The following is a 20184-nucleotide window of genomic DNA, read 5'->3' on the forward strand; positions in this document are numbered from 1 at the left end:
AGGCCCCAGTAACCTTGGCCGCTTCTGCACGACGATTTTTCTTTTTCCATGCCCCTGAGTCCCCCCGCCCCCCGCACCCTGAAGCATGTCCGCCGGGTCAACTACCAGGGCTTTGAACGCGACGATGGCCTGTGGGACATTGAAGGCGAGCTGCACGACAGCAAGGCCTACGACGCCACCTCCTTTCGCGATCCCACCAAGCAGCGCCTGGCGGGTGAGGCCATCCACCACATGTGGCTGCGCGTGACCGTGAACCGCCAGCTGGTGGTGCAGGCGATGGACGTGTCCATGGACTCGCACCCGCTCAAGGGCTGCACCGAGGCCCAGGCCGCGCTGCAGCGCATGGTGGGCTGCAGCATGGCGCGCGGCTGGCGCCAAGCCATCCAGAAGCATCTGGGCGGCGTGGAAAGCTGCACGCACCTGCGCGAGCTGCTGTTCAATCTGGCCACGGCGGCGTTCCAGTCAGTGCCTGCGGTGTTTTCGTCCAGCGATCCCGCCGAGCCTCCGCGCCACCTGGGCCAGTGCACGGGATGGGACTTCAACGGTCAGGGCGTGAAAGAGTTTTTCCCCCAGTTCTACAGCCGTGCGCCACAGGCCGCCAAGCTGGCGGAGCAAGCCACAGCCACAGATTCCACTGCAGAAATATCAGCCAAATAAGCCTCTACCGCTTGACAGTCAAGCGTCATTAGCTATCAATTTTGAATAATTCAAGGAGCCATCCCATGCGCGTTTCGAACAAATCCATCATCGTCACCGGCGCTGGCAACGGCATCGGCGAAGGCATCGCCAAACGCCTGGCCGCAGAGGGCGGCAAGGTCATCGTCAACGACATCAATGAAGCCGGTGGCCAGCGCGTGGTGGCTGAGATCACGGCCGCCGGCGGCACCGCCGCGTTCTTCAAGGCCGACGTGACGAAGTCCGCCGAAGTGAAGGCGATGGTCGACGAGGCCGTGCGCCTGTACGGCCGCCTGGACGTGGTGGTGAACAACGCAGGCTGGACACACCGCAACCGCCCCATGCTCGAAGTAAGCGAGGACGAGTTCGACAAGGTCTATGCCATCAACATGAAGAGCATCTACCTGTCGGCCATCCACGCCGTGCCCGCACTGCGCCAGGCCGGTGGCGGCAGCATCATCAACATCGCCTCCACCGCCGGACTGCGCCCGCGCCCAGGTCTGACCTGGTACAACGGCTCCAAGGGTGCCGTCATCATCACCAGCAAGTCCATGGCGGCCGAGCTCGGCCCGGACAACATCCGCGTGAACTGCATCAACCCCGTGTTCAACCCCGACACCGGACTGGCCGCCGAGTTTGCGGGCGGCCCGGTGGACGATGCGCGCCGTGCCAAGTTTCTGGCCACCATTCCGCTGGGGCGCTTCTCCACCGCGCTGGACGTGGCGAATGCGGCGCTGTACCTGGCCAGCGACGAGGCGTCGTTCATCAGCGGCGTGTGCATCGAGGTGGATGGCGGACGCTGCGTGTAAAGGCCCCGAGCGCGCTCGCAAGCCACCATCATTTGCGTTTGCGCGCGCGCCCAATCCGCACCAAGGCAGTGCGGATTGATTTGACGGTCTTGAAACCGCTGCCTATAGTGCCGCCGATGTTTGCGAGCCACTCCACCGCCACGACCGCCAGCGCCACAGCGCCGCTGCGCCGTGCCGCGCGCTCGCAGGCCACGCTCCAGGCCGGTGACCGCCAAGTCTGCACCCTCGCTGCAGATTCCTGAGCCCGGCGACACCCCCTCCCCTCCGCATTCTTTTCGCGCACCTCCTGTCGCCGGGCCCCACGCCCAGCGCCAGCTTGCGCCTTGGCCACGGCCGGGGCGCGGACGTCAGGAGTGTCCATGCCCCCGTTCCCTTCGGGCGAGATTTCGCTCGCCCCGCGCGCACCCGCGCACCCACTTGCTACCGCTGCGCTCGCGCGCGACGGTTCTGCCGACCAGGCCGTGGCCCACGCAGCCGCCGCCACTGCCGACATCACCCGCCACTTCATCCGTGCCAAGCAGCCCTGCGCCGACGGCTACCGCTGGTACCTGCGCCGCCAGGAGGGCGCCAGCAACTACCAGGCGCTGCTGGACGACCTGGTGCGTGAAGGCCGCGTGGAAGACGCCTGCTGGATGCTGGACCAGTTCGGCCCCACCAACGATGTGCTGGAGGTGGACCACCTGGAGGCCGACGCGCTGGTGTTTGCGGGCAGTGTGCGCTGCCGGGGCCATGCCGACGTGGAGGGTGTGCTGCGCACGGGCCGCAGCCTGAGCGTGCTGGGCGGCCTGCGGGTGGGCGGCGCGCTGCGCGTGGGCGAAGACCTGCGCGTGGCGGGCGCGGTGCGCTGCGAGGGCAGCGCGCGGCTGCACGGCGATGCGCGCGTGGGCTGGTCGCTGACAGTGGCGCAGCGACTGCAGTGCACAGGCAGCCTGCGTGTGGGCGGCGAGCTGGACTGCGGGGCTGCCGCCCACGTCGGTGGCCACTGCCGGGTGACCCAGGATCTGCGGGTGGTAGGCGACCTGGGTTGCGACGGCGGCATCAAGGTGGGTGGCCACTTGCAAACCGATGCTGCCGTGCAGGCTGCCCGGGGCGTGTGGGTAACGGGCGACGTGGACTGCAAGGGCCACCTGCAAGCGGGCTGGGGTGTGCGGGCCGGTGGGCACATTCACGCCGGAGGGGCCATCCGTGCGGGCGAGAGCCTGTGGGCGGGCGAAACCATTGCGGCGGGTGAGGCCTACGGCGTATACGCAGGCCTGGTGGTGCCGCTGCCCGACTGGCCCCACAGCGCCCAGGTGTGCGCCCGCGAACAGCCTGCACGCCTGCTGAGCGGCTGCTGGACCGATGGCCAGGGGAACACGCCATGATGGCCATCGCCTGCAGCCTGTGCGACCCACGCGACGCCACCTTCATCGCCAATACGTGGCCCGGCCAGGGCTTGCTGGGCCGGTGGGCCCAGCGGCTGACCGAACTGCGCATCGACGTGGATCTGTCGGGCCGCGACATCCAGCGCGAGTTCGAGGCGCTGTACGACCGCATCCGCACCAACCACCGCACGCGCGATGCGATGCAGCCGTTGCCCTTGCATCTGCATGGGCTGGTGTTTCGCCTGCGCGAGGCCGACGGCGAATACTTTGTGTATGCCATCGACCCGCAGCGCAACCGCATCGTGGCCTACACCGTGTTCAACCGGCTGGTCGAGGTGGACCGCCGCACCGACCGCCACCTGCGTGCGCCCCACACCAAGGTGGTGGACGGCTACCGCCGCGTGGGCATTGCATCAGCCATCTACAGGTGGTGGCTGGACTCGGGCCGCAGCCTCATGACGGGCGCACGCCAATCTGCAGGTGCCCATGGCCTGTGGATGGCCCTGGCACGCGACTACGAACTGGCAGCGGCGCGCATCGACACCCACAAACGCGTCCAGCAGCTGCCGCTTCCACCACCCCCCGGGTTTTTCAACGCGCTGGACACCCGGCTGGTGCTGGTGGGGCGCGATTGCCGCCTGGCGGACTTCATGCAGCATGCGGCCTGGGACGGCTGATCGGGTGACCCCGGCCGTTCCCGGCCTCTCAGCCCAGCACCTCGCGCAGGGCAGCGTCGTACAGGCCGGTGAGCTTGTCCATCACCCCCAGCAGGCGTTCGCTGGTGGTGGCCACGGCGTTCAGCCCTGCGTCATCGGCCGGGCGGCGCAGCGCGGATTCAAAAAACAGCCACTGTGAGTCGGCCAACTCCAGCTCGTTGCGGATGGACGATGTGGACACGGGCGCCGCCTTCAATGTCTGCAAGGCCTGGCGGAAGTCCGCCGCATCGGACGCCAGCTGCGCCTGCACCACCTTGGAATCCACCTTGGCAGCACTCAAAAAGTAGTTCTTGGCCAGGCGCTGCGACAGCATGCGCTGGCGGCCCGCCAGGTTCACCAGGCGGGCACTGGGGGCCTGTGCCATTTTTTCGATGGCCTCGGTCACGGCCTGCGCAATGAGCAGCGTTCGATCGGCCTGTTCCGATGCCGCCGCTACCAGGGCCGTGGTGGTGGCGGGCGCCGAAGTCATCTGGTTGAGCAGGGCAAACTGCTTTTGCACTTCTGCCAGCTGCCGCCCGACTTCTGCAGGCCACTGGCCCGACTGCATGCCTCGGGCCAGTTCGCCGCTGCCCGTCTGCACCATCTTGCGCGCCAAACCCATCACATCCACCGCCGCAGCAGGCAGCACCTGCAGGTACTGCTGGCAATAGGCCTTGGCCATGCGCTGCGACAGTGCGCGAAACCAGCCCGCATAGTTGATGGCCCCCGACAACCCCATCTGCGCCTGGGCTCCTGTCGCCCAAGTTGCCCAGGTGGGCAGCAGAACACCCGCCGCCACCCACTGAAGGGCCACACGGCGCTGGCATGGCGTGGCATCGGCAGAAAATTCGCGCGTCAACATGGGAATCCCCTTGAAATCGAATGGGCAGATTGTTGCAACGCAGCAACCAGAACGCCCTGCGCCATGTCAAAGGCGGGCCATACCAGCGCCTGGGCAAAACTTGACCGCGATCAACTCCGCGCGCAGGGGCTTGCCCCCTCTGCAGGCCCCCTTGCGGCAAAATCACGCCATGGCCGAACGTGTGATTCCTCTGGTGGACCAACGCATCGCCGCTCTGGCGGCGCGGGTGCCCACACACCCCGTGGCCCCCACCGGCCTGCTCACTGACACCCGGGGCCGCCCGCTGCGTGACCTGCGCATCAGCGTGACGGACCGCTGCAACTTCCGCTGCAACTACTGCATGCCCAAGGAAGTGTTCGACAAGGACTACCCCTACCTGCCCCACGGCGCCTTGCTGAGCTTTGAAGAGATCACACGGCTGGCGCGCCTATTCCTCGCGCATGGTGTGCGCAAGATCCGCCTGACCGGTGGCGAGCCCCTGCTGCGCAAGAACCTGGAAGCGCTGGTGGCGCAACTGGCCCAGCTGCGCACGGTGGACGGGCTGGCGCCCGACCTCACGCTGACCACCAACGGATCGCTGCTGGCGCGCAAGGCCAAAGCGCTGAAAGACGCGGGCCTGAACCGCGTGACCGTGAGCCTCGACGGCCTGGACGACGCCGTGTTTCGCCGCATGAACGATGTGGACTTTCCGGTGAGCGACGTGCTGGCGGGCATCGAAGCGGCGCACGCCGCCGGGCTGTCGCACATCAAGGTCAACATGGTGGTCAAGCGCGGCACCAACGACCACGAAATTTTGCCCATGGCCCGCCACTTCAGGGGCACGGGCACCACGCTGCGTTTCATCGAATACATGGACGTGGGCGCCACCAACGGCTGGCGCATGGACGAAGTGCTGCCCTCGGCCGAGCTGATCAACCGCCTGCGCGCCGAGCTGCCGCTGGTCCAGCTTGACCCGAGCAGCCCCGGCGAAACCGCCGAGCGCTGGGGCTATGCCAATGCCGCAGGCCAATATGACCCCGCCCTGGGCGAAGTGGGCGTGATCAGCAGCGTGACCCAGGCGTTTTGCCACGACTGCAACCGCGCGCGCCTGTCTACCGAAGGCAAGCTCTACCTGTGCCTGTTTGCCTCCGAGGGCTACGACCTGCGAACCCTGCTGCGCGGCGGCGCCAGCGACGAGGCGATTGCCTCGGCCATCGCGCCCATCTGGCAGCAGCGCGCTGACCGCTACTCCGAGCTGCGCAGCAGCCTGCCGGCGGATACCACACCGGGCGGCGCGCGGCGGGTGGAGATGAGCTACATCGGAGGGTAGCCTGCGCATCTAGCCCCACACCGTGGGGCGATGGCATAGCAATCTCGCCATCCAACGCAACGCTATTCAGACCCTCTCAAAAAACCATATGACCCAAACCCAAGACATCACCGGCCTGGTCCTCGCCGGTGGCCGTGGCTCCCGCATGGGCGGCGTCGACAAAGGCCTGCAGAACTTTCGGGGCCTGCCCCTGGCCCTGCACACCCTGATGCGACTGCAGATGCAGACCGGCGCCACCATGGTCAACGCCAATCGCAATCTGGCCGCCTACGAAGCCTTCGGCGCACCGGTGTGGCCCGACGTGCTGAGCGACTATGCCGGGCCGCTAGCGGGTTTTTTGACAGGACTGGAGCGTTGCGAAACGCCCTGGCTGCTGACAGTGCCCTGCGACACCCCGCTGTTCCCCCTGGACCTGGCCCAGCGCCTGGCGGCTGCGGCTGACGCCCAGGACGCCGACATCGCCATGGCCGCAGCGCCCGAGGAGGATGGCACGGGCCGCACCACCGTGCGCACCCAGCCGGTGTTCTGCCTGCTGCGCGTGGACCTGCTCGAAAGCCTGGTCGCCTTCACCCAGGCCGGTGGCCGCAAGATTGATGCATGGACGGCACAGCACCGCTGCGCCATCGTGCCGTTTGACCAGCCCGGCGACGACCCCAAGGCCTTTTTCAACGCCAACACGCTGGCTGAGCTGCACGCGCTGGAAAGCGCGAGCGCACCGCAGGCCTGATCACACACCGCTGCGATGAACGCGCACACGCCTGCGGTCGCCCGTGCAGTGTTAATCCGCCCGTTGGTCGCATCGGACGCTGTGGCCTACAAAGCCCTTCGCGACGAGGCTTTGCGCACCGCGCCGGATGCGTTCACGTCCGACTACGAATCCTCGGTGGGCCGCGATGCCAGCGAGTACGTGGCGCGTTTTGGCGCGCCGGAGTCGGGTCAGTTCTTCCTCGGCGCCTTCGATGCCGCAGGCCAGCTGGTCGGCTGCCTGGGCTGTGAGCGCGAGCAGCGCACCAAGCAGCGGCACCTCGCCACGCTGGTAGGCATGATGGTTGCGCCACAAGCCCAGCGCCAGGGCATCGGCCAGCAGCTGGTAGCCGCCTGCGTAGAGGTCGCCAGCCGCGTGCCCGGGCTGACCCAGCTGGTGCTGACGGTCACGGCCTCCAACACGCATGTCGTGCGCCTGTACGAGCAGGCCGGGTTCCACGCCTGGGGCCTGCTGCCCCACGCCATCGTGGTGGACGGCGTGGGCTTTGACAAGCTGCACATGGTGCGCGTGCTGCACGACTGATTGAAAGTTACTGAGACCCATGAAAACCATTGCCCAGATTGCCGCCGAACTGCAAGGCTATGACCCGCAGGCCCTGAGCGCCGCTGACGTGAACACGTTTCTGGAACGGCTGGTCGAGCCCGTGAGCGCCACCGAAGACTTGCCCCTCTTCAGCGCCCTGGGACGCGTGCTGGCGCAGGACGTGATTTCACCCATCAGCGTGCCACCACACGACAACTCGGCCATGGACGGCTATGCGTTTGCGGGCGACCAACTGGTCGCAGGCCAGCCTCTCACGCTGCGCGTGGTGGGCACGGCGCTGGCGGGCAAGGCCTGGGTGGGCACCGTGGCGGCGGGCGAGTGCGTCAAGATCATGACCGGCGCCATCATGCCCACGGGCCTCGATACCGTGGTGCCGCAGGAGTTCACCACAGCCGCCGCAGCTGAAGGCCATATCACCATCGCGGCCGATGTGCTCAAGACCGGCGACAACCGCCGCTTCAAGGGCGAAGACCTGATGGAGGGTAGCGTGGCGCTGGCCAAGGGCACGCTGCTGGCGCCTGCTGCGCTGGGCCTGGTCGCCAGCCTGGGCCTGCCCACCGTCACGGTGTACCGCCGCCTGCGCGTGGCGTATTTCTCGACCGGCGACGAGATCCTGAGCCTCGGCGAGCCACCCCGCGAAGGCGCCGTGTACGACAGCAACCGCTACACCGTGTTCGGCCTGCTCACGCGGCTGGGCGTGGAGGTGATCGACCTGGGCGTGGTGCGCGACGAACCCGCACTGCTGGAGGCGGCCTTTCGCGACGCAGCGCAGCGCGCGGACGCCATCATCACCAGCGGCGGCGTGAGCGTGGGCGAGGCCGACCGCACGCGCACCATGATGAAAAAGCTGGGCGACGTGGCCTTCTGGCGCATTGCCATGCGCCCGGGCCGCCCCATGGCGGTGGGGAGCATTTCCGCCCCAGAAAATCAAGCCAAATTGGCCTCTAGCGCTTATCCATCAAGCGCCAGAAGCTATCAAAATGATAACAAACCACCCCACAGCGGCGCGGTACTGTTCGGCCTGCCCGGCAACCCCGTGGCCGTGATGGTGACCTTTCTCGCCTTTGTGCGTCCCGCCCTGCTGCGCATGATGGGCAGCACACAATCCGCCCCGCCGCTGCTGCGCGCCATCAGCACCGAAGCCATGCGCAAAAAGCCGGGCCGCACCGAATACCAGCGCGGCACCGTGACCACCGCAGCCGACGGCACGCTGCAGGTGCGCACTACGGGCAACCAGGGCTCGGGTGTGCTCCGCTCGATGGTGCAGGCCAACGGACTCATCGTGCTGCATCACGGCCAGGGCAACGTGGCCGTGGGCGACACGGTGGATGTGATGGTGTTTGACGGCGTTATTTGACCCCCTGAGTCGCTTTGCACCTTCCCCCCAGGGGGACGGCCTTCACTGCGGGGCGGCCCTTGCTAAGCATCTCTCACAGGAGCCGCGCCCGTGGCACCCCGCGCGGGCGAAGCACAGCACAATGGCTCTTTTCATTTGCACCCGTTTGGAAATCTTGCGCCTATGCCCTACACCGCCCAGCACCTTGCGCAACCCCCATCCCGTGACGAGGTGGACCGCCTGACAGGCGCCGCCGTTGTGGAATTTGGCACCCCCTGGTGCGGCCACTGCCACCGCGCGCAGCCACTGATCGAACAAGCGCTGAAGGACCGCGCAGACGTAGCGCACATCAAGGTGGAAGATGGCCCCGGCCAGCGCCTGGGTCGCACCTTCGGCGTCAAGCTGTGGCCCACGCTGGTGTTCTTGAAGGACGGCAAGGAGGTCGCTCGCCTGGTGCGGCCTCAGGGGCAGCAAGACGTTCTGGACGCCGTAAACACCGTCTCGGCACCTGCATGAGGCACGCGTCCGACTCCGAATAGGAAGAAGCCCCATCGGGGCTTCTTATTGGGTCGCAACGCTCCGCCGTTGGGGCTCCGCATGGCTACTTGGCCACGTAATCGTGCGGCGGGTGCAGCGGATGCTCAGGCTCCTCGGCAGCCACGGCCGTGTTCGCCCCCGGCACTGCCTTGCGTGCAAACAGGGTGTACATGGTGGGCACCACAAAGATCGTGAGCAGCGTGCCCAGCGACATGCCTCCCACAATCACCCAGCCGATCTGCGTGCGCGTCTCGGCGCCAGCGCCTGAAGCCAGCGCGAGCGGGATGGCTCCCAGCACCATGGCGCCGGTGGTCATCAGGATGGGGCGCAGGCGCTGGGCCGAGGCCTTGACGAGCGCATCCACCATCTCCATGCCCTGCTCACGCAGCTGGTTGGTGAACTCCACGATCAAGATACCGTGTTTGGTGATGAGCCCCACCAGCGTGATCAGCCCGATCTGCGAATACACGTTGAGCGAGCCGCCGCTCCACTTGAGCGCCAGCAGCGCACCAATCATCGACAGCGGCACCGAGACCATGATGACCAGCGGGTCGATGAAACTCTCGAACTGCGCGGCCAGCACCAGGAAGATAAAGACCAAAGCCAGTACGAAGACGATGCCCAGCGCCCCCTGCGAGCTCTTGAACTCGCGCGAGGTGCCGTTGAGTTCGGTGGTGTAGCCGGGCTTGAGCACTTTCGCCGCCGTGGCGTCCATGAAGCTCAGCGCCTCGCCCAGCGAGTAGTCAGGCGACAGGTTGGCCGTGATGGTGGCCGAGCGGCGCTGACCAAAGTGGTTCAGCTCGCGCGGGCTCACGCTTTCGCGCACGTTGACCAGGCTGGACAGCGGGATCATGGCTTCGTTGCGGCCACGCACGTAGATGGTGTCGATGTTCTCGGGCGTGGTGCGGCCCCTGGCCTCGGTCTGCACGATCACGTCGTACTGCTCGGCATCGCGCTTGTAGCGCGTCACTGTGCGCCCTCCCAACATGGTCTCGATGGCCTTGGCCACCACATCCACGCTCACGCCCAGGTCGGCGGCGCGTTCGCGGTTGACTTCGATGCGCAGCTCGGGCTTGTTCAGCCGCAGGTCCACGTCAGGGCCGACGATGCCGGGGTTCTGTGCGATCTCGGCCATGAAGGCGTTGGTGACGGCGTTGAGGTTTTCGTAGCTGTCCGAGGTCTGGATCACGTAGGTGAGCGGACGCGAGCGAAAGCCCTGACCCAGCGACGGCGGCGTGATGAGAAAGGCGTTGACGCCAGGCAAGCCCGACACCTTGGGCTGCAGTTCGCGCGCCAGCTCCAGCGTGGTGCGGTCACGCTTCTCCCAATCCACAGTGCGGTAAATCACGCTGCCCTGGGCCACGGTGGGGTTGCCGATGTTGGCGAAGATGCGGTCGAACTCGGGGTAGTCCTGGCCGATCTTTTCCAGCTCCAGTGCGTAGCGGTTGGTGTAGTCCAGCGTGGCGCCGTCGGGGGCAGTGACGCTGGCCAGGATGGTGCCCCGGTCTTCCAGCGGCGAAAGCTCTTGCCGCATGCTGGGGTACACCACCACCAGCGCCGCACCACTCACCGCCATCACCGCCAGCACGATCCAGCGGGCCTGGAAGATGGCGCCGCGCACGCCCCCGCGCTCGCTGCCCTTGGACGACCAGCGGGCCGTCACCAGCCATCGCAAAAGGCGGCCATAAGCGTCTGACAGAGACGTGAGCCAGCGCTCCATCGAGCGGTCGAACCAGTTGGGCTTCGGGTTGTGCTTGAGCAGTAGCGAACACATCATGGGTGACAGCGTCAGCGCCACGAAGCCGGACACCACCACCGCGCCCGCCAAGGCCAATGCGAATTCCACAAACAACCGGCCCGTGCGGCCCGGGGTAAAGGCCAGCGGGGCATACACCGCCACCAGCGTGAGCGTCATGGCCACGATGGCAAAGCCGATTTCGCGCGCGCCCTTGATGGCGGCTGAGAACGGGTCCAGCCCTTCCTCGATGTGGCGGTAGATGTTCTCCAGCATCACGATGGCATCGTCCACCACCAGGCCGATGGCCAGCACCAGCGCCAGCAACGTGAGGGTGTTGATCGAAAAACCCGCCAGCGACATCAGCGCAAAACTGCCCACCAGGCTCACCGGGATGGTGATGATGGGAATGATGGACGCGCGGAAGGTACGCAAGAAGACAAAGATCACCAGGGCCACCAGCACCACGGCCTCGGCAATGGTGGTGTAGACGCTTTTGATGGACCGGTCGATGAACAGCGAGTTGTCGTTGGCAATGTCGATGCCGATGTCCGGTGGCAGGTCGGCCTTGAGCGTGGGCAGCATGGCGCGCACGCCCTGCGACAGCTCCAGCGGGTTCGCGGTGGCCTGGCGGATCACGCCCACGGAAATGGCTTCGCGCCCGTTCAGGCGCACGCGGCTGCGGTCGCTGGCGGCGCCCTCTTCCACCCGCGCGACGTCGCGGATACGGACCGGGAAGCCGTTCACGGTGCGGATCACCACCTCGGAAAACTGCGACGGCGTGGCCAGGTCGGTCTGCGAGGTGACGCTGAACTCGCGCTGCTGCGACTCGATGCGACCTGCGGGCAGCTCCAGGTTGTTGCGGCGGATGGCGTCTTCCACGTCCTGCGTGGTCAGGCGGTAGCCCGCCAAACGCTCGGGGTCCAGCCACACGCGCATGGCGTATTTCCGCTCGCCGTAGATGGGCACATCGGCCACACCGGTCACCGTCTGCAGCCGCGGCTTGACGATGCGGTTGATGAGGTCGTTGATCTCCAGCGGTGTGCGTGTCTCGCTGCTGAAAGCCAGCCACATCACGGGCGAGGCATCGGCCTCCACCTTGGCGATCACGGGCTCATCCACAGCATCGGGCAGGCGGTTGCGCACCCGCGCGGTGCGGTCGCGCACCTCGGCGGCGGCGTTGTCGGCGTCTTTTTCGAGGCGAAAGCGCACGCTGATCTGGCTTTGCTCGGCCCGGCTGATGGAGGTGATGACGTCCACCGCGTCAATGCCCGCAATGGAGTCTTCGAGCGGCTTGGTGACCTGGGATTCGATCACCTCGGCCGACGCGCCCGCATAACGCACGCTGACGGTGACCACGGGTTCGTCGATCTTGGGGTATTCGCGCACCGACAGGCGCGTGAAGCTCACGGCGCCGATCAGCAGCACCAGCAGCGAGAGCACGGTCGCAAAGACCGGTCGGCGTATCGATATTTCAGCGAGTTGCATGGCAGTCCTGGAACTTCATCGATCACGCAGGATGGCGTGGGCTGCCTTGTGGTGCGCGGCCGGGCCTGCCCGCAAGCTGGCAAGGGTTGGGGCCGGGCAACGGCGCCACTACGGCATTGGCCGATGCTGCAGTGGCAGCGGCGGCGGTAGCAGCATTGGCAACGGGTGCGGTTGCCATCGGCTGCGCCGCTGCCCGGGGGCTGCTGGCGCTGCCAGCCCCGGTGGGCGCTGGTGCATCGGTTGGTGCCACGGCACCTGCAGCACGGTCTGCACCTGCCGCCCCGGCCGAGGCGGCTGCGCGCGCTGGTGATGGCGCACCGCCATTGCTCTGCTTGCCTGGCTTGCCCAGTTCCACCACACGCACTGGGGTGCCATCCTTTTGGATGCGCTGCTGGCCTGCGGTCACCACCACATCTCCCATGGCCAGACCATCCACCACTTCCACAAACCCGGGGGTGCGCGCACCCAGCTTGACGGGTGTGCGCCGCGCCACGCGGCTGCCAGGCTCCTTGCCATCCACAATCTTGAACACATACGGGCTGCTGCCGTCGGGCACGATGGCTTCCTCGGGGATCACCCGGGCATCGCTGCGCTCTGAAAACACGGCCGTCACGCGCGCAAACATGCCGGGGCGCAGCTGCAGACGCCGGTTGTCAATGCAGCCGCGCACCACCACCGAGCGGCCATCGGCGTCAATCTGGGGGTTGATGGCCTGCACCACGGCGCTGTAGCGCACGCCGGGCAAGGCGTCGAACGCCACCTGGGCGGTCTGGCCCGTGCGGACCTTGCTCTGCAAACGCTCGGGCAAGCGGAAGTCCACATACACCACATCCAGGTCTTCGACATTGACGATGTCTGCACCGTCCTTGAGGTAGTCGCCCACGTTCACCCCGCGAATACCGGCGATGCCGTCAAACGGCGCCACGATCTTCAGGCGCGAGGCCGTGGCCTGCGCCAAGGACAATTTGGCCCGCGCCACTTCGAGGTTGGCGGCACTTTCATCGACCGAACGCTGGCTGATGAAGCCCTGGGCCACCAGTTCCTGATTGCGCTTGTGGTTGGCCTGGGCGATGGACAGCTCGGCCTGGCTCTGCTGGACCTGAGCGCGGGGCAACTGGTCGTCAAACTGCACCAGCACCTGCCCGCGCCGCACGCGCTCGCCGTCGCGAAAGTTGAGCGCCGTGATGCGACCGCTCACCTCGGGGCGCAGCACCACGCTCTGGCGCGACCGCAGACTGCCCACGGCCTCGGCATCGTCGCGCAAGGCCATCTGCCGCACAGCCACGGCCTCTACCGCCACGGGGCGGCCTGCGCCCCCACCCTTGGCCGCCGCACCAGCCGGCGCGGCGCTACCCCTGCCCTCGGCAGGCGCCTCGCTGCGCACGGACTGGGCCGGTTTCTGAAGCCACCAGGCTGCGCCCGACGCGGCAGCGATGCCGATGACAGCGAAAACGATGTATTTGTTCTTGGACGCCATGGATCAATGAAGCGGGTGATGTGGGGAAGGCAGCCAAACAATGTATCAGTGCGTGTCTTGCGCTGCAGCAAACCTTGGCATACCCACAAGGGCAATTGCGGCAGATTTACGCAGGCTTTACATGCTGCAGAGACAAAAAAAGCGCCGGAGGGGGCTTCTGATGCCGTGGTGCACAGACGCTGCGCACCGATATACGCCCACCGTCACCCACGCCCCAGGGCTTTTTCGACACCCCGGTTGGCCAGTGCATCGGCCCGCTCGTTGCCTGGATCGCCCGAGTGCCCTTTCACCCAGCGCCATTCGATACGGTGGCCAGCCGTGCTCACCAGCGCGTCCAGCCGCTGCCACAGCTCCACGTTCTTGACCGGCTGCTTGGAGGCCGTGCGCCATCCCTTCGCCTTCCAGCCGTGAATCCACTCGGTGATGCCCTTGCGTACATATTCGCTGTCGAGGTACAGCGTCACGGCGCAGGGGCGCTTCAAGGCCGACAGCGCCTCGATCACGGCCATCAGCTCCATGCGGTTGTTGGTGGTGCCCAGCTCACCCCCAAAAAGCTCTTTTTCTGTCGATCCCGAACGCAACCATGCACCCCATCCCCCAGGGCCGGGGTTGCCTTTGCAGGCGCCATCTGTGTATATCTCTACCTGGTTCAAACTGTGTTCCTGTCTCGGTCGTCGCTGTCTGTGAATATGCGCGAGGTGCTGCCCGTTGCACCCGCCGGGCCTGCCCGGTTGGCAATGGGCACTGTGGAGGCGGCACGCTGTCGGCTGGACCGCCAGGCGGGCTCCAGCAAACGCATGCCGTGAACCCGCTTGACCGCCACCAGAAAATAGGCCGCGCCAAAAATAGGCCACCACCGCTCGCCCAACGGGTCCATGAAGCCAAAACGCTCCAGCCACTGGGTGCTGCGCACCGCCGGACGATAACAGCCAAACTGGGCCGACTCGACCTCAAAACTCAAAAGCCTGAGCCAGTCGCGCAAGCGCCGGTAGCCAATGAACTCGCCCACATCCGGCAGGTATAGAGTGCCCCCGCCCAGACGCTGGATCATGCGGGCACGCCACTGGCGCAGCCCCCACAGGCTGGTCGGGTTCAGCCCGCTGATGACCACCCGGCCCTCGGGCACGAGCACGCGCTCCACTTCACGCAGGGCGGCGTGGGGGTCAATGCTCAACTCCAGGGTATGGGGCAGCACCAGCAGATCGAGGCTCGCCGCCGCAAACGGCAAGGCCACGGGCTCTGTCAGCAGATCCACCGCGCGGCGCTGCAGGGGGGCATCGCCATTACCGGTCTCCAGAAAGGCGATGGAACCCCGCACAGCCTCCTGCCCCAGCGCCAGCCATTGGTGCGGCATGCGGTTGGTGCGAAGGCCATCCAGCAAGGGCATTCCAAGCTGCAGGCTGTGGTAGCCAAAGATATCGGCCACCGCCTCATCGAAGCGCGCCTGCTCCCACGCCAGCAGGTACCGGCCCGGCGGGGAATCGAACCAGTGGTGCAAACCTATAATTTGATCGCTCATGAACTTGCTGCCGCTGCCCGCCTTTACCGACAACTACATCTGGATGCTGCACGACGGCCGCCAGGCGATCGTTGTGGACCCGGGAGATTCCGCGCCTGTGCTGCAGGCCCTGCAGCACCTTGGCGTGCAGTTGAAGGCCATTCTAGTCACGCACCACCATGCCGATCATGTCGGCGGTGTGGATGCCGTGCGCAGCGCCACCGGCGCCGTGGTCTACGGCCCCGCACGCGAGAAAATCCCCGAGCCGCTGCACCGCCTGGCGCACGGTGATGCCGTGGAAACCATGGGACTTCGGTTCGAAGTCATGGATGTGCCTGGCCATACCGCTGGCCACATTGCCTACTACTGCCCCGACATCGACGGGGAGCCCCTGCTGTTCTGCGGCGACACGCTTTTTTCGGGCGGCTGTGGCCGGCTGTTTGAAGGCACGCCCGCCCAAATGCTGAACTCCCTGGACCAGCTGGCGGCGTTGCCCGGCAACACCCGCGTATGCTGCACCCATGAGTACACCCTCTCCAACCTGAAATTTGCGCGGGCCGTGGAACCCGGCAATGCGGCCTTGCTCCACTACAGCAGCCAATGTGAAGCACTGCGGGCCCGCCACCTGCCCACACTGCCGTCGCGCATGGCCCTGGAGCAAGACATCAACCCCTTCCTGCGCGTGCGACAGCCTGCAGTGGCCCAGGCGGCCCATGGCTACGACGCAAAGGTGAATCAAGACGATGCCGTGGCGGTACTGGCCGCACTGCGTCAATGGAAAAACGAGTTTCGATGAAAATTTTGCACATCGCCTGCCTGGCGTGCGCGCTCTGGCTCACGGGCTGCGCCACCACCGGGCCTTCGCAGGACAGCGCGGCTGACAGCGCACCCTCCACACCCACCGGTGCACCACCCCGGACCGCCCACACCCCCGTCATCCCCAACGGCCCGCTCAGGCCCATCACTGCCGCGCAGGCCTCCAGCGGCGAGGTCGCATCGCTCTCGGCCCCCGCCGACCTGTGGGACCGCATCCGCCGAGGCTTTGCCATGCCCGACCTGCAGCACGAACTGGTGCAGGACCGCGAGCAGTGGTACGCCACGCGGCCCGACTACATGCAGCGCATGACCGAGCGCTCCAGCAAGTACCTTTTCCATATCGTTGAAGAGCTGGAGCGACGCGGCATGCCCACCGAGCTGGCGCTGCTGCCCTACATCGAAAGCGCGTTCAACCCGCAGGCTGTGTCCAGCGCCAAGGCGGCCGGCATGTGGCAGTTCATGCCCGCCACCGGCAACTATTTCGACCTCAAGCAGAACGCCTTCCGCGACGACCGCCGCGATGTGCTCGCCTCCACGCGCGCTGCACTCGACTACCTGCAAAAGCTCTACGGCATGTTTGGCGACTGGCACCTGGCCCTGGCCGCCTACAACTGGGGCGAAGGCAGCGTAGGCCGGGCCATTGCCCGCAACCAGAAGCAGGGGCTGGGCACCAGCTACACCGACCTGAACATGCCGGCAGAAACCCGCATGTATGTGCCCAAACTGCAGGCCGTGAAGAACATCGTAGCCAACCCCGAGGCCTTCCGCACCGAGCTGCCCCTCATCGAAAACCACCCCTATTTCCAGACGGTGGACATCACCCACGACATCGACGTTGCGCTGGTGGCCACGCTGGCAGGCATTCGCGAGGAAGATTTCCGCGCGCTGAACCCGTCGTTCAACAAGCCTGTCATTCTCGCTGCCGGTACGCCACAAATCCTGCTGCCCTGGGACAACGCCAAGGTGTTCCAGCGCAACCTTGAAGCGCGCCGCGAGGGTCAGTATGCAAGCTGGACCGTGTGGTCCGTGCCCTCCACCATGACGGTCTCGGAAGCCGCGCAGCGGGCAGGCATGAGCGAGAACGACCTGCGCAGCATCAACAACATTCCTCCCCGCATGCTGATCAAGGCAGGCTCGGCGTTGATGGTCCCGCGTTCATCCGCCATCCGGCAGGACGTCTCCTCGCACCTGGCAGACAACGGCCAGGTCGCTTTCTCGCCAGAGATCGTGACCCGCCGCACCACGGTGCGAGCCCGCAAGGGTGAAACCGTGGCCAGCATTGCCCGGCGCTACAAGCTCAGCGCTGCCAGCGTGGCCGACTGGAACGACGTGCGCGCCAGTGCGGCCTTCAAGCTCGGCGAGCAGGTGGTCGTATACCTGCCCGTGCGACAGGCCACGCAGGCGCGTGGAACGGTGGCCCGCTCCGGTTCTGGCAAGCGCTCGGCTGCTGCGCCTGTACGCCGAGGGGGAACCCCCTCCAAGGTCAAGCGCCGCTAAAACGCCATTGAAACGCCGCGGGCAGCGCGCAAGAAGGCGTCACCAGGCGCCTCAGAACTTCAGCGAGTGCATGCCCAGCAGCCCCAGAATGCCCATGATGATGAGGTACAGCGCCACGATGGTGCTGAGCAGACGGGGCATGACGAGGATGAGAATGCCCGCGATCAAAGAGACAAGCGGGCCGATGCTGAGGGTAAAAGACATGGAGCAATCCTGGTGAGGTAGATGACTGGTAGGCCGAGGCTACGGCAAACCGAACGCCGACGAATGTAAGCCATCTTCCCGACCCGGATGCCGACGCATTGCGACAGCGCGCGGCATCCACTGATCAATCTGGGTCCTGCACTGCCACCGCTCCCATGCGGTTACCCCTAAAGTGGCCCAGCGGGTATCCGGCGCGCAAGCTCAGACGTTGAATTTCTGCCGCGCCTTGCGCACGAAATCGTTGGTGTAGGTGCGTGCCAGCTCCACCTTGAAATCCGCCAACTCGGGGTGCACGCGCGAGAGCACGCGCAAGGCCGTCGCTGCGCCATCGTCGGGCATCATCCCGTGGGTCGAATAGGTCTCGCGCACCCGGCTGAAGGCCGCCAGGTACAGCCCCCGGTCTCCCATCAGGTAGCCCGGAGGCACCGCCTTGACAAGGTCGGCCGGGGCAGCGGTCTGCAGCCATTTGAGGGCATGCACGATACCGTTGGCCAGTGCCTGGGCCTGGGCGGCATGTTTTTGCAGGAAGGGCTGCGGCGCATAAAGGCAGCTGGCTGGCAGGACGCCGCCAAACATCTCCTGCGCGGCCTTGAGTGAGCGCATGTCGCCCACAATGCGTGTGTCTGCCTTTTGCTCCAGCAGCGTCATGATCGGGTCGGCATGGCACAGCGCATGCACCTGTCCGGAACGCAGCGCATTCATCGCGGCCAAGCCAGATCCCACGCCCACAAACGCCACGTCACGCGGCCCTATGCCCGCTCGGGCCAGCACCAGGCTGGCCGCCAGGTGCGTAGACGACCCCACCGATGACACGCCAATGCGCCGTCCATGCAGATCCGCATGATCCTTGTACGCAGGCAGCGAGCGTTGCGAAACCCCCAGCGCCAGTTGAGGCGCACGCCCCATCACCACCAGCGAGCGGAAGGACTGGCCACGCACCTGCTGCCGAATGGTGTGCTCGAAGGCTCCGGCACAGACATCGGCTCCCCCCTCCTGCACCGCCTGCAGGGCCAGGGCGCCGGCCGAAAAATCGCGCACCGTCACGTCCAGACCTTCCGCCTTGAAGTAGCCCAGCTGGTCGGCCAGCGCCAGCGGCAGGTGGTAGAGCACGCCCTGTCCGCCCACGGCAATTGTGACGTTGCCCAGCGCTGCTGCACCCTCTGCCTGCGCCCGCACAATGGCAGGCGCAAACACCCCCGCCGCCGACAGGGCGGAGACGGCGCCAAAGGCGCGGCGGGTGAGCAAGGGGCGGGTCATGAAAATTCGTGAATATCAGTGGAAACAGCAATGCTGCATTGCAACAATCGTGCCCCAGAGCCCACAAACCCGCATCAGGGTGAATCCCTGCGGGTTTCTACGTACCGGGGTTAAAAGAAACTGGAGCCCGATCAGCAGACCCCGAATGAGTGGCGCCAGCCCTTCTTCAAAGGCCGGGCTGGCAAAGATCAGCGATAGCCGACGAACAGGATGCCGATATTGACCAAAAACGCTGCGGCCCAGACCACGCTGCGCACGGTGGGCATGTCGGACACGTACATCATGATGTAGAAGATGCGCAGCATGACGTACAGCAGCGCCAACATGTCCAGCAACGTCTGCCCCGCCCCGAGCAGGTGCGCGATGATCACGGCACCGATGAAGAACGGCAAGCCTTCGAAACTGTTGGCCTGCGCCGCATTGGCGCGGGCACGCCAGTCGGTCTGCCGAGCCATCCAGGCGCGGGGGTCACGGTTGTCAAAGCCACCGTCCTTGCGCGACTTGCCGAAGCTGCCACTCTTGGCCAGCCAGGCGCAGCCCATGGGAAGCAGGGCTGCGATCAGCACGCACCAGTAGGCCACTGTGAACCGTGCGACATGCATGGTGGTATTCATTTTTAAGCCTTTTTTGGCTCCAGCGCTTGATACACAAGCGCTAGCAGCTATTAAATTGTGAGTATTCTAGCCGCCGCAGGCACAAGTTTCGCGAACAAACACCTAGCGGCGATCCACCAGTGCATGCGCAATCGTGCCCAGGTCCACGTACTCCAGCTCGCTGCCCACGGGCACGCCACGCGCGAGCCGTGTCACGTGCAGCCCCCGGCTCTTGAGCGCCTCGCTGATCACATGGGCCGTGGCCTCGCCTTCGGCATTGAAGTTGGTCGCCAAAATGACCTCCTGCACGGTGCCATCGGTGGCCCGGTCCATGAGCTTTTGCAGGCCAATTTCCTTGGGGCCAATGCCATCGAGGGGGCTCAGCCGCCCCATCAGCACAAAGTAAAGCCCCTTGAACGCCCCCGTGCGCTCCAGCGCCGACTGATCGGCCGGTGTCTCGACCACGCACAGCCGCGTCGCATCGCGCTCAGGGTCCAGGCAGGTACTGCACACTTCGGCCTCGGTGAACGTGTGGCAGCGCGCGCAATGGTGCACGGTGCCCACCGCATCGCCGAGCGCCCGCGACAAGGCCAGCGCCCCCTCCCGATCATGCTGCAGCAAATGAAACGCCATGCGCTGCGCAGACTTCACCCCCACCCCCGGCAAGCGGCGCAGCGCCTGGATCAGAACGTCGAGGGAGTTGGTGGTGGACATGGAAACGAG

Annotated in this window: 21 protein-coding genes; 12 read left to right on the top strand and 9 right to left on the bottom strand. The window is 66.0% G+C overall.

Annotated features, from left to right (window positions below; all coding sequences use genetic code 11):
• The first annotated feature begins 48 nt into the window (after positions 1-48).
• From C8C94_RS09190 to C8C94_RS09205, 5 genes are all read left to right on the top strand, one after another.
• On the top strand, positions 49-657 hold the full coding sequence (locus C8C94_RS09190; protein ID WP_121420507.1) for a DUF2889 domain-containing protein: 609 nt from the start codon (positions 49-51) through the stop codon (positions 655-657).
• A 65-nt stretch (positions 658-722) separates the two neighbouring features.
• Positions 723-1484 carry an SDR family oxidoreductase gene (locus C8C94_RS09195; RefSeq protein ID WP_121420508.1) on the top strand — a complete coding sequence of 254 codons (762 nt, stop codon included), beginning with the start codon at positions 723-725 and terminating at the stop codon, positions 1482-1484.
• Between the two features lie 116 nt (positions 1485-1600).
• Entirely contained in the window at positions 1601-1726 is a 126-nt protein-coding gene (locus C8C94_RS25970) for a hypothetical protein (protein WP_255424236.1), read from the top strand.
• Positions 1727-1843: 117 nt separating this feature from the next.
• Positions 1844-2848, top strand: a complete 1005-nt coding sequence (locus tag C8C94_RS09200) for a hypothetical protein (protein WP_121420509.1) — start codon at positions 1844-1846, stop codon at positions 2846-2848.
• Positions 2845-3525: a hypothetical protein gene (locus C8C94_RS09205; RefSeq protein ID WP_233573438.1), complete on the top strand. Its 681-nt coding sequence runs from the start codon at positions 2845-2847 to the stop codon at positions 3523-3525. Before C8C94_RS09200 ends, C8C94_RS09205 begins: the two co-directional genes overlap by 4 nt.
• A 28-nt stretch (positions 3526-3553) precedes the next feature.
• Here C8C94_RS09205 and C8C94_RS09210 read toward each other — a convergent pair whose 3' ends face one another.
• On the bottom strand, positions 3554-4405 hold the full coding sequence (locus C8C94_RS09210; RefSeq protein WP_121420510.1) for a type IV pili methyl-accepting chemotaxis transducer N-terminal domain-containing protein: 852 nt from the start codon (positions 4403-4405) through the stop codon (positions 3554-3556).
• Positions 4406-4574: 169 nt separating this feature from the next.
• Between C8C94_RS09210 and moaA the strand changes: the two genes are divergently transcribed.
• From moaA to C8C94_RS09235, 5 genes are all read left to right on the top strand, one after another.
• Complete coding sequence (moaA, locus tag C8C94_RS09215; protein WP_121420511.1) at positions 4575-5714, top strand: GTP 3',8-cyclase MoaA; 1140 nt, start codon at positions 4575-4577, stop codon at positions 5712-5714.
• An 88-nt stretch (positions 5715-5802) separates the two neighbouring features.
• On the top strand, positions 5803-6441 hold the full coding sequence (mobA, locus tag C8C94_RS09220) for a molybdenum cofactor guanylyltransferase MobA (RefSeq protein ID WP_121420512.1): 639 nt from the start codon (positions 5803-5805) through the stop codon (positions 6439-6441).
• A 15-nt stretch (positions 6442-6456) separates the two neighbouring features.
• Complete coding sequence (locus tag C8C94_RS09225; RefSeq protein ID WP_121420513.1) at positions 6457-7002, top strand: GNAT family N-acetyltransferase; 546 nt, start codon at positions 6457-6459, stop codon at positions 7000-7002.
• Positions 7003-7021: 19 nt separating this feature from the next.
• Entirely contained in the window at positions 7022-8380 is a 1359-nt protein-coding gene (locus tag C8C94_RS09230; RefSeq protein WP_121420514.1) for a molybdopterin molybdotransferase MoeA, read from the top strand.
• Positions 8381-8542: 162 nt separating this feature from the next.
• Positions 8543-8875, top strand: a complete 333-nt coding sequence (locus C8C94_RS09235; protein ID WP_121420515.1) for a thioredoxin family protein — start codon at positions 8543-8545, stop codon at positions 8873-8875.
• A gap of 85 nt (positions 8876-8960) precedes the next feature.
• Here C8C94_RS09235 and C8C94_RS09240 read toward each other — a convergent pair whose 3' ends face one another.
• The 4 genes from C8C94_RS09240 to C8C94_RS09255 form a co-directional block, all read right to left on the bottom strand.
• On the bottom strand, positions 8961-12119 hold the full coding sequence (locus C8C94_RS09240) for an efflux RND transporter permease subunit (protein ID WP_121420516.1): 3159 nt from the start codon (positions 12117-12119) through the stop codon (positions 8961-8963).
• A gap of 22 nt (positions 12120-12141) precedes the next feature.
• On the bottom strand, positions 12142-13596 hold the full coding sequence (locus C8C94_RS09245; RefSeq protein ID WP_121420517.1) for an efflux RND transporter periplasmic adaptor subunit: 1455 nt from the start codon (positions 13594-13596) through the stop codon (positions 12142-12144).
• Between the two features lie 203 nt (positions 13597-13799).
• Entirely contained in the window at positions 13800-14249 is a 450-nt protein-coding gene (gene rnhA, locus C8C94_RS09250; RefSeq protein ID WP_055398194.1) for a ribonuclease HI, read from the bottom strand.
• The gene (locus tag C8C94_RS09255; protein WP_233559237.1) at positions 14246-15115 is read right to left on the bottom strand and encodes a class I SAM-dependent methyltransferase; all 870 of its coding nucleotides are present in this window, start codon (positions 15113-15115) and stop codon (positions 14246-14248) included. The genes rnhA and C8C94_RS09255 overlap by 4 nt, the downstream gene beginning before the upstream one ends.
• Here C8C94_RS09255 and gloB point away from each other — a divergent pair.
• Both gloB and C8C94_RS09265 read left to right on the top strand, forming a co-directional pair.
• Entirely contained in the window at positions 15114-15890 is a 777-nt protein-coding gene (gene gloB / locus C8C94_RS09260) for a hydroxyacylglutathione hydrolase (protein ID WP_121420519.1), read from the top strand. The genes C8C94_RS09255 and gloB overlap by 2 nt on opposite strands.
• The gene (locus C8C94_RS09265; protein WP_121420520.1) at positions 15887-17407 is read left to right on the top strand and encodes a transglycosylase SLT domain-containing protein; all 1521 of its coding nucleotides are present in this window, start codon (positions 15887-15889) and stop codon (positions 17405-17407) included. The genes gloB and C8C94_RS09265 overlap by 4 nt, the downstream gene beginning before the upstream one ends.
• 51 nt (positions 17408-17458) lie before the next feature.
• Here C8C94_RS09265 and C8C94_RS09270 read toward each other — a convergent pair whose 3' ends face one another.
• From C8C94_RS09270 to recR, 4 genes are all read right to left on the bottom strand, one after another.
• Positions 17459-17611: a DUF3096 domain-containing protein gene (locus C8C94_RS09270; RefSeq protein WP_082437438.1), complete on the bottom strand. Its 153-nt coding sequence runs from the start codon at positions 17609-17611 to the stop codon at positions 17459-17461.
• 201 nt (positions 17612-17812) lie between these two features.
• Positions 17813-18868 carry an ABC transporter substrate-binding protein gene (locus C8C94_RS09275; RefSeq protein ID WP_121420521.1) on the bottom strand — a complete coding sequence of 352 codons (1056 nt, stop codon included), beginning with the start codon at positions 18866-18868 and terminating at the stop codon, positions 17813-17815.
• 188 nt (positions 18869-19056) lie between these two features.
• Positions 19057-19482: an MAPEG family protein gene (locus C8C94_RS09280; protein WP_121420522.1), complete on the bottom strand. Its 426-nt coding sequence runs from the start codon at positions 19480-19482 to the stop codon at positions 19057-19059.
• A gap of 102 nt (positions 19483-19584) precedes the next feature.
• Positions 19585-20175 carry a recombination mediator RecR gene (recR, locus tag C8C94_RS09285; protein WP_055398200.1) on the bottom strand — a complete coding sequence of 197 codons (591 nt, stop codon included), beginning with the start codon at positions 20173-20175 and terminating at the stop codon, positions 19585-19587.
• Between the last annotated feature and the right edge of the window lie 9 nt (positions 20176-20184).

Origin of the sequence: Acidovorax sp. 94 (assembly GCF_003634645.1) — a bacterium.
GTDB lineage: Bacteria > Pseudomonadota > Gammaproteobacteria > Burkholderiales > Burkholderiaceae_C > Acidovorax > Acidovorax facilis.

Coding starts and splice junctions, on each gene's coding strand:
- C8C94_RS09190 (WP_121420507.1), top strand. CDS start 49: ATGCCCCTGAGTCCCCCCGCCCCCCGCACCCTGAAGCATGTCCGCCGG.
- C8C94_RS09195 (WP_121420508.1), top strand. CDS start 723: ATGCGCGTTTCGAACAAATCCATCATCGTCACCGGCGCTGGCAACGGC.
- C8C94_RS25970 (WP_255424236.1), top strand. CDS start 1,601: ATGTTTGCGAGCCACTCCACCGCCACGACCGCCAGCGCCACAGCGCCG.
- C8C94_RS09200 (WP_121420509.1), top strand. CDS start 1,844: ATGCCCCCGTTCCCTTCGGGCGAGATTTCGCTCGCCCCGCGCGCACCC.
- C8C94_RS09205 (WP_233573438.1), top strand. CDS start 2,845: ATGATGGCCATCGCCTGCAGCCTGTGCGACCCACGCGACGCCACCTTC.
- C8C94_RS09210 (WP_121420510.1), bottom strand. CDS start 4,405: ATGTTGACGCGCGAATTTTCTGCCGATGCCACGCCATGCCAGCGCCGT.
- moaA (WP_121420511.1), top strand. CDS start 4,575: ATGGCCGAACGTGTGATTCCTCTGGTGGACCAACGCATCGCCGCTCTG.
- mobA (WP_121420512.1), top strand. CDS start 5,803: ATGACCCAAACCCAAGACATCACCGGCCTGGTCCTCGCCGGTGGCCGT.
- C8C94_RS09225 (WP_121420513.1), top strand. CDS start 6,457: ATGAACGCGCACACGCCTGCGGTCGCCCGTGCAGTGTTAATCCGCCCG.
- C8C94_RS09230 (WP_121420514.1), top strand. CDS start 7,022: ATGAAAACCATTGCCCAGATTGCCGCCGAACTGCAAGGCTATGACCCG.
- C8C94_RS09235 (WP_121420515.1), top strand. CDS start 8,543: ATGCCCTACACCGCCCAGCACCTTGCGCAACCCCCATCCCGTGACGAG.
- C8C94_RS09240 (WP_121420516.1), bottom strand. CDS start 12,119: ATGCAACTCGCTGAAATATCGATACGCCGACCGGTCTTTGCGACCGTG.
- C8C94_RS09245 (WP_121420517.1), bottom strand. CDS start 13,596: ATGGCGTCCAAGAACAAATACATCGTTTTCGCTGTCATCGGCATCGCT.
- gloB (WP_121420519.1), top strand. CDS start 15,114: ATGAACTTGCTGCCGCTGCCCGCCTTTACCGACAACTACATCTGGATG.
- C8C94_RS09255 (WP_233559237.1), bottom strand. CDS start 15,115: ATGAGCGATCAAATTATAGGTTTGCACCACTGGTTCGATTCCCCGCCG.
- C8C94_RS09265 (WP_121420520.1), top strand. CDS start 15,887: ATGAAAATTTTGCACATCGCCTGCCTGGCGTGCGCGCTCTGGCTCACG.
- C8C94_RS09270 (WP_082437438.1), bottom strand. CDS start 17,611: ATGTCTTTTACCCTCAGCATCGGCCCGCTTGTCTCTTTGATCGCGGGC.
- C8C94_RS09275 (WP_121420521.1), bottom strand. CDS start 18,868: ATGACCCGCCCCTTGCTCACCCGCCGCGCCTTTGGCGCCGTCTCCGCC.
- C8C94_RS09280 (WP_121420522.1), bottom strand. CDS start 19,482: ATGAATACCACCATGCATGTCGCACGGTTCACAGTGGCCTACTGGTGC.
- recR (WP_055398200.1), bottom strand. CDS start 20,175: ATGTCCACCACCAACTCCCTCGACGTTCTGATCCAGGCGCTGCGCCGC.